We start from the raw sequence: 7,905 nt of genomic DNA, 5'->3' as shown, positions 1-7,905 counted from the left end.
GGTATCCGTCGGCCTCCACGGGGGCGGAGTTCTTCGGGCCGCAGAGGGCGACGTAGACGAACAGCACGCCCATGACGGCGACGCCGGCCCACATGGCCTGCTGCCAGCCGTCGACGAAAGACTGCTGGGCGGCGTGAACCAGGTCCTGTGCGTGCGAGCCTGCACCGCCCGCGGCCTCGACCGCGTTGGCGACGCCTTCCCGTGCGGTGTCTGCGGAAGCTTGCGGGATGCCGTGCAGTCTGTCGTCGATGGCGCTGCGGTAGCCGGCGGACAGGAGAGAGCCGAGCATGGCGACACCGAGCGCGGTGCCGAACTCGCGGGTGACGTCGTTGAGGGCGGAGGCGACGCCCTGCTTCTCGCGCGGCAGGGAACTGGTGATCGCTTCGGTGGAGGGCGTCATCGACAGGCCCATGGCAATGCCCATGACGAGCATGCCGGGAAGGACGGACAGGTAACCACCGTCGACAGAGACGAAGACGGCCATGAGGGCCAGACCGATGCCGCCCAGCGCGATTCCCACCGTCATGGTCGAGCGGGCGCCGACGCGGGCCACCAGTTTGGGGGCCAGACCGGACGTCATCATCATCGTCACCGCCATGGGCATCTGCGCCACCGTGGACGCCAGTCCCGACCAGCCGAGCACGGCCTGGAAGAACGGGAAGAGGACCACGGCGATACCCGCCTGCACGCCGAAGACCACCAGCAGCGTGATCGAGCCGCCGGCCAGGCCGCGCTCATGGAACAGGCGTACGTCCAGCAGCGATGCGTCCCGGCGGTGCAGCTCCCAGACCACGAAACCGGCAGCGGCGACGAGGCCGACGGCAAGGCTGATCAGCGTCGCGGGTGCGGTCCAGCCGTGCTCCGGCCCCTCCTGCAGGACGAAGATCAGCCCGACCACCGCGACGGCCGACACCAGTACGCCGACGGTGTCGAAGGAATGGGCGGACCTCTCGCGGGAGTCGGGAACCGACTTCAGCGTCGTGGCCAGGGCCACGACGACCAGGACCACGGGCAGGACGAACAACCAGCGCCAGTCCGCGACGTCGACGAGGAGGGCGGACAGGAACATGCCCAGGATGCCGCCGCCGCCGGCGACGCCGGTCCACACACCGATCGCCTTTCCGCGCTCCTCCTCGGGGAAGGTGGAGGTGATGACGGCGAGAGTGATGGGCATGATCATCGCGGCGCCGACACCGCCGGCCGCGCGCGCGGCGAGCATCAACTCGGCGGTCGGGGCCAGGCCCGCCGCACCGCTTGCGACGCCGAAGACGACCAATCCGGCGATCAGCATCGGCTTGCGGCCCAAGCGGTCACCGACGGCGCCGAGCGGCAGCAGCAGCGCGGCCAGGGCGAGGGTGTAGATGTTGACGATCCACAGGACCGTGCTCTGCGAGGCGCCGAACTCGACGGCCAGATCGGTCTGGGCGACGTTCAGCCCAGACACTGACGCGACGACGGCCATCAGCGCAACGGAGACCGAAATCAGGATCGAGCGCAGCTGATGGGCATCCGGCGCATCATCGCCACTCGCGTCAGCGACGGTCGCCTGCGGGGACTGGTTCCTATTCATGGATTCCTCTCAAAAAGGGCATGCGGATTCAGCGCCGGAGCATGGCCGGTCGCGTTTGGATGAGGGCGGCCGCGCATGCCGCCTGGTGCGGCCGCGCGGTCGGCCCGGGTGTCGTGTCAGGCGGTGATGGTGTCGCCTTGTGCTGCGGCGAGCGCCACGTCAGTCGGGCAGGTCCTCCACCCTTGGGTGTGGTCCTGCCGTTCTGGACCACCTACGAGGACCGTAAGCCGACGTTGCGTTGAAGGCATACCATCTTGCCTATGACGCAAGATGATGGCGACCTGGACGGCCTCGTGCGCAAACGCATCCGCGCTCTGCGAGTGGCGCAGGGCTGGTCCCTGGAGGAACTGGCCACCCGCGCCAATGTCAGCCAGTCGACGCTCTCCCGCATCGAGAACGGTCAGCGCCGCCTCGCATTGGATCTGCTGGTCACCCTCGCTCGCGCCCTGGACACGTCCCTGGACCAGCTGGTGGAGACCGCAACCGACGATGTCGTCACCAGCCCGATGATCGACGCGACCCACGGGCTGATGCGCTGGCCGGTCAAGGGCGACCCGGGCATGAGCGTCGTGCGCCAGCGGATGACCGAACCGCCCCCGGACAATCCCGCGCGCATGCGCGCACACCCCGGCAGGGAATGGCTCGTCGTCCTGTCCGGTACCGCGATCCTCATGCTCGGCAACCGCCGCTTCCGCGTCGAGACCAACCAGGCCGCCGAGTTCCCCACCATGCTCCCGCACGCCATCGGCGCCGAAGGCGGCCCCTGCGAGATCCTGGGCATCTTCGACCGCGACGCCCGCCGGGGCCACCAGCGCGACAGCGGCGGCAAGAGTGCCGGCGGCGACGGAGAATCAGACGGCTCCCGCGCGTGACCTCCCGCTCTCGGCAGGCGTTTTGCGTGTTCGGCACCACGGATGGCCATCTGCTTGCGGATACGGCAAGCGATCGTGCTGCCCACGCATGATCGTCCTAGGGTGAATCCATGGCCCACGAACACCCGCACACGCCCCACCAGGGCGCGCGCCACGCCCCCCAGGGCGTCGCCGACTCCGGCAGCCAGGCAGAGATCCTCGACCTGGACGCGGAAGTCCTCTCCGAGCACATCGCCGCCATCACCGCATGGCTGCCCGTCGAGGCGGCCCCGCACGAGATCGTGGACCTGGGCTGCGGGACGGGCGCCGGCACGTTCGTCCTCCTCGACCGCTTTCCCGAGGCGCACGTCATCGCCGTCGACTCCTCAGCCGAGCACCTTCACCGCTTACGGGAGAAGGCATGCGCCGAGGGGGTGCAGGAGCGAGTGCACACCGTGCAGGCCGATCTTGACGCCGCCGACTGGCCTCACCTCGGCACTCCAGACCTGGTGTGGGCCTCTGCCTCGATGCACCACATGGCCGACCCCCACCGCACCCTGCGTACCGTCCACGACGTCCTCGCGCCCGGCGGGCTGTTCGCCGTCGTCGAATTGGCAGGCTTCCCCCGCTTCCTGCCGGACGACGCCCCAGAAGACCGGCCCGGCCTGGAAGAACGCTGCCATGCCGCCGGCGAGCGCCGCCATGCGGAACACATGCCCCACCGCGGAGCCGACTGGGGACCCATGTTGACCGCCGCCGGATTCGCGATCGAAGGCGAACGCACCCTCACTGTCGACATCGAGGGCTCCCGCAGCGCTGCCGTCGGCCGCTACGCGCTCGCCACCCTGCGGCGCCTGCGCGACAGTACGGCTGACGCACTGTCCACCGACGACCTCGCCGCGCTCGACCGGCTGCTCGACACCGACAGCCCTCATGGCATCCTGCGCCGCGGCGACCTCGCAGTCCGCACTGAACGCACCGTCTGGGCCGCACGCCGGTAACGGCTGAACCCAGGCCGCCGGCGACGGTCAGGGCCGGCCGGCGTTTGCGCGCCACGCGGTGTGGTCCGCCCGCTGAGTCACACGAAACCGCCTCGTCATGCGTGGAAGGTCGTGGTCGACTCGAGCACGGCCCGCTCGATCGCGACCCGGTTCACCGGCGCGGCCTCGTCGGCGTAGCCGGTCGCGCCATGGTGCTGGGCGAAGCGGACTATGGCCGGCACGCACGGGCAGCGGCAGAGGTCTCCTTGAACATGCTCTGCCGGGCACGAACTGACGAGGAAGACGTCAGCGGTGAACAGTCCGACGGCCGTGTGGGTTCAGGCGGCCCGGTAGCGCGTGGCGAGCTCGGGGCTCTGCGCCCCGAAGGCGGCGAGGTCGGCTTGGAAGACCGCGTCCAGGAGGCCGGCGTTCTCGACGCCCGGGGCGCAGACGGTCTCGCCCAGCTCCAGGCCGCGCAGGCTCGCGGTGACGACGTCGTCGGCCGTCATGCGGGGCACCCTGCTCATGTCGAGGCCCTGGCGCTCGTGGAACTCGGTGGCCACCACGCCCGGGCACACGACCTGGACGTTGACCCCCGTGCCCTCGAGTTCTGCGCTCAGGGTCTGGGACATCGCGACGAGATAGGCCAGGCTCCCGCCGTAGACGGCGCGGCGGGGCATCTGGGAGTGCGGGGCGGGACCGCTGAAGGCGATCATGCCGGCCACGTTGATGATCGTGCCTTCGCCGCGCTCCTGCATGCCCGCGACCACGGCGCGGGTGAGCATCGTGGGGGCGAGGACCTTGACGCTGACGAGTTCCGCGGCCTTGTCGGCGGGAAGCTCGGCGAGCGGCATGTAGTGGGCGACACCGGCGTTGTTCACGAGCATTGTCAGCGGCTCGGTCGCGCAGATCTCGGCGACCGTGGCCATGCCCGCGGCGGTGGACAGGTCGGCGGCCACGGCCTTGATCTTGATGTCGGGGTGCGAGGCGGCGAACTCTTCAAGCCGTTCCAGACGCCGGCCCACGAGCACCAAGTCGTAGCCGTCGGCGGCCAGGCGTTCGGCGAAGGCCTGGCCGATTCCGGAGGTGGCACCGGTGACGAGTGCGAGCTTGCTCACTGTTGTTCCTTGTCTATTGGAGATCAATTGGAGTCCGTGAGGCAGGGGTGCGGCCTACCGACGGCCCGGGAGCATCGCGAGTGCCTGCGACCGCTGGGCGACCAGCTCGTCGTAGGTGCCGTCGCGCTCGGCCCACCGGTGCATCAGCACGCCCTTGACGAGGATCTCCTGCGGAGTGGGGTCGGCCTGGAGCAGGTCCATCACCTCGGTGGCGAACTCGGCCAGTTTCAGCGCGCGGGGGTTGCGCCGTGCCTGCTCAGGCGTGGTGGCGACAGCCGGGGGGACGAGTTCGCAGACCTCGATGCCGGTGCCGTCCAGTTGCGCGCGCAACGCCTCGGAGTAGGCATGCACGCCGGCCTTCGAGGCGGCGTAGGTCGGCATGACCGGGAACGGCAGGAACCCGATGCCCGAGGTGACCGTGATGATGGTGCTGGTGCCGCGTCCGATCAGGTGCGGGGTGAACGCGTCGATGACGCGGACGGTACCGAGGAGGTTGATGTCGATCGTCTTCTCCGCGGCACTGAAGTGCGCGGGATCGCGCAGGTCCTCGGGGATCATGACCCCGGACATCGTCACGATCGTGTCGAGGCCCGGGTGCCTGTGGAGGATCGTGTCGCGGGCACGGTCGACGCTGTCCTGGCCGGTCACGTCGATGGGAACGGTGGCGAACCCTTCAGCCGCGAGTCGGTCGAGCAGGTCGGTTCGTCGGCCGCCGACGATCACGGCGCTGCCGGCCGCGGCGAAGCGGCGAGCGAGTTCAAGACCGATTCCCGAGGTGGCGCCGGCGATGAAGACGGTGCGGTTGGTGATGTCCATTTGATTGCTCCTGCTCAGGGCACCGGCGGCGACAAGCGGGTCTCCGGTGCGGCGACGCCTTCAGTGTCGGCCTGCTCTCCGGCCGGAGGCAGTACCCCCGTCTTCCGGGGTCCCAGCAGGGCCCCCCTTGGCTCAGGGGGCCTGAAATACGATGCTCAGATGAGCGACGACAACCGCGCCAACCTGCTCGGCGGTTACCTCCGTGCCCGGCGGGCGCTGGTCACTCCGGAGCAGGTCGGGCTTCCTGCGGGTGCGAATCGCCGCGTTCCCGGGCTTCGCCGTGAAGAAGTCGCCATGCTCGCGGGCATCAGCGGCGACTACTACCTGCGGCTGGAGCGCGGCCGCGACAAGAACCCCTCACCCCAGGTCCTCGAATCGCTCGCACGGGTCCTGCACCTTGACGATCTCGAAAAGGAATACCTCCTCGGCCTGGCCGCCCAGCGCCCGAAGCCGCGGCGGCGCCCGAAGCCTGAACGCGTGCCCGAACGGTTGCACCAGCTCCTGGCGAGCGTGCAGGTTCCCGCGTTCGTGGAAGGGCACGCGTTCGACGTGCTCGCATCCAACCAGCTCGCGGTCGCGCTCTCTCCGCGCCTTCAGCCCGGGCACAACCGCCTCCGATCACTGCTCCTCGATCCTGAGGAGCAGGCGTTCCAGCAGGACTGGACGCGTTCCACGGAGGAATTCATCGCCGCCTTCAGAAAGACCATCGGCGACGACATCGACAACCCGAGATTCGTGGAACTGGTGGGCGAGCTGGCCCTGTCGAGCGAGCGGTTCCGAACCCTCTGGGCGCGGCACGACGTCCGCAGCCTCGAAGGCGGCACCACTACCGTGAACCATCCCGTCGTCGGCGAGCTGCGCCTGCACCGAGACAAGCTCCCCGTCGACGATCTGATCCTGGTCCTCTACTACGCCGACCAGGGGAGCGAGAGCGATGAGAAACTACGCCTCCTCGCCTCCATGGCCCAGACCACAGCCCAGACCACAGCCCAGACCACGCCACTCCGCCGTCGGACGCGAAGTGCGGAGCGCAGGCCCGGATGACGTCGATCAGCTCCGGGTGGCGAGCAGCGGCGTAGATCTTCTTGGCCTCCCGGTAGGGAAAGAGCGCAGGTGGCGCCTCAGCTGGCCTCCTCCAGTTCGGGGTGGGGACCGCTGTCGGACATCAGGCGCAGAAACGATCGGATGCGGGTGTTGGCGGGGTTGCTGAAGAACACGCTCGGACTCTGCTCTTCGAGGATGTAGCCCTTGTCCATGAACACGACCCGGTCGGCCACTTCGCGTGCGAAGGCGATCTCATGGGTGACGATCACCATCGTCATCCCGTGGGCCGCGAGGTTCTTGATGGCCTGAAGGACCTCGGCGCGTAGCTCGGGGTCGAGGGCGGAGGTGGGCTCGTCGAAGAGGATCACCTCGGGTTCCATCGCGAGTGCCCTGGCGATCGCGACCCGCTGCTTCTGGCCGCCCGACAACCGTGCGGGGTGCTCGTCCCGCTTGTCGGTGAGCCCGACCCGAGCCAGAAGGCGTTCGCCGACCTCTATGGCGTAGGGCCGGGGCAGCCGCCGTACGTGGATGGGACCTTCGATGACGTTCTGCAGGGCCGTCATGTGCGGGAACAGGTTGAACTGCTGGAAGACCATCGCGGTGCGGACCCGGATGTCGCGGATCAGTCGCCTCCGGTTGCGGCTGTGACGCGGGCCTGCGCAGTTCACGGTGCGCCCCCGGACGGTGATGCTTCCCGCGTCGGGCTCCTCGAGGAGGTTCAGACAACGCAATAGCGTTGTCTTGCCGGCCCCGGACGGACCCATGATCACGACTACTTCGCCGGTACGGACGGTCAGGTCCACGCTCTTCAGCACTTCGAGATCACCGAAGCTCTTGTGGAGTCCCTGTGCGTGAATCGCCACGTCGTCGCTGGTCATGCGTATGCCCTTCCCATCCTTCGTTCGAGGAGTTCCTGCCCGACGGACAGGACTGAATTGATGAGCCAGTAGACGGCGCCGGCCACCACGAACGCCTCCACATAGCGGAAGGTCGAACTGCCGACGCTTTCCGCGACGCGGGTGAGCTCGACGACGGTGACCACGGAGGCGAGGGAGGTGTCCTTCATCAGAGCGATGAACCGGTTGCCGATCGCCGGGGTGGCGATGCGCAACGCCTGCGGGAAGACGACTCGCCTGAGCGTCCGGCTGTAGGTCATGCCCATCGAGCCGGCCGCCTCCCACTGGCCCTTCTCGACGGCGAGGATGCCGCCGCGGAAGTTCTCACTCAGGTACGCCGCCGAGTACAGCGTGAAGGTGAGAATGGCCGACGGCACCGGCGACAGCTGGATCCCGAGCTGAGGAAGCCCGAAGTACACCAGCATGATCTGGATGAGGAGTGGTGTCCCGCGGAACACCGAGACGTAAACGATCGCCAGTGCCTTGAGCAGGGCGAAGCGGGAGATCCTCGCCAGCGCGATGAGGCCGCCCAGCCAGAAGCCGAGGACGAACGACGTCACACCCAGGAAGATCGTGATGGCCATGCCCTTCAGCAGGATGGGCACGGATTGTGCGAGCAGATCCATGAGG

The 7,905-nt window shown here is 68.5% G+C and carries 9 protein-coding genes; 3 read left to right on the top strand and 6 right to left on the bottom strand.

Going from position 1 to position 7,905, the window contains the following annotated elements; genetic code table 11:
• On the bottom strand, positions 1–1,444 hold a 1,444-nt coding region (locus tag Pka01_RS04635), incomplete at its 3' end, for an MFS transporter (protein ID WP_239114729.1).
• Between the two features lie 386 nt (positions 1,445–1,830).
• Between Pka01_RS04635 and Pka01_RS04630 the strand changes: the two genes are divergently transcribed.
• Together Pka01_RS04630 and Pka01_RS04625 are read left to right on the top strand one after the other, a co-directional pair.
• A complete protein-coding gene (locus tag Pka01_RS04630; RefSeq protein ID WP_203881291.1) occupies positions 1,831–2,442 on the top strand; it encodes an XRE family transcriptional regulator in 612 nt (203 codons plus the stop codon).
• A 110-nt stretch (positions 2,443–2,552) separates the two neighbouring features.
• The gene (locus Pka01_RS04625; RefSeq protein ID WP_203881290.1) at positions 2,553–3,422 is read left to right on the top strand and encodes a class I SAM-dependent methyltransferase; all 870 of its coding nucleotides are present in this window, start codon (positions 2,553–2,555) and stop codon (positions 3,420–3,422) included.
• Positions 3,423–3,517: 95 nt separating this feature from the next.
• Here the strand turns inward: Pka01_RS04625 and Pka01_RS41145 are convergent, their stop codons facing one another.
• From Pka01_RS41145 to Pka01_RS04615, 3 genes are all read right to left on the bottom strand, one after another.
• Complete coding sequence (locus Pka01_RS41145) at positions 3,518–3,643, bottom strand: hypothetical protein (protein ID WP_275414425.1); 126 nt, start codon at positions 3,641–3,643, stop codon at positions 3,518–3,520.
• Positions 3,644–3,739: 96 nt separating this feature from the next.
• The gene (locus Pka01_RS04620) at positions 3,740–4,519 is read right to left on the bottom strand and encodes an SDR family NAD(P)-dependent oxidoreductase (RefSeq protein ID WP_203881289.1); all 780 of its coding nucleotides are present in this window, start codon (positions 4,517–4,519) and stop codon (positions 3,740–3,742) included.
• Between the two features lie 54 nt (positions 4,520–4,573).
• On the bottom strand, positions 4,574–5,335 hold the full coding sequence (locus Pka01_RS04615) for an SDR family oxidoreductase (RefSeq protein ID WP_203881288.1): 762 nt from the start codon (positions 5,333–5,335) through the stop codon (positions 4,574–4,576).
• 159 nt (positions 5,336–5,494) lie between these two features.
• On the opposite strand from Pka01_RS04615, the gene Pka01_RS04610 reads away from it, so the two are divergent.
• Positions 5,495–6,379, top strand: a complete 885-nt coding sequence (locus Pka01_RS04610; RefSeq protein ID WP_203881287.1) for a helix-turn-helix transcriptional regulator — start codon at positions 5,495–5,497, stop codon at positions 6,377–6,379.
• Between the two features lie 77 nt (positions 6,380–6,456).
• On the opposite strand, the gene Pka01_RS04605 is transcribed toward Pka01_RS04610, so the two are convergent.
• Both Pka01_RS04605 and Pka01_RS04600 read right to left on the bottom strand, forming a co-directional pair.
• A complete protein-coding gene (locus Pka01_RS04605; RefSeq protein ID WP_203881286.1) occupies positions 6,457–7,257 on the bottom strand; it encodes an amino acid ABC transporter ATP-binding protein in 801 nt (266 codons plus the stop codon).
• The gene (locus tag Pka01_RS04600) at positions 7,254–7,901 is read right to left on the bottom strand and encodes an amino acid ABC transporter permease (RefSeq protein WP_203881285.1); all 648 of its coding nucleotides are present in this window, start codon (positions 7,899–7,901) and stop codon (positions 7,254–7,256) included. The genes Pka01_RS04605 and Pka01_RS04600 overlap by 4 nt, the downstream gene beginning before the upstream one ends.
• Positions 7,902–7,905 lie beyond the last annotated feature (4 nt).

Source organism: Planotetraspora kaengkrachanensis, assembly GCF_016862895.1.
Classification (GTDB): domain Bacteria; phylum Actinomycetota; class Actinomycetes; order Streptosporangiales; family Streptosporangiaceae; genus Planotetraspora; species Planotetraspora kaengkrachanensis.
The sequence above is the reverse complement of the archived record's forward strand: the minus strand, read 5'-3'. Positions and strand labels throughout refer to the sequence as shown.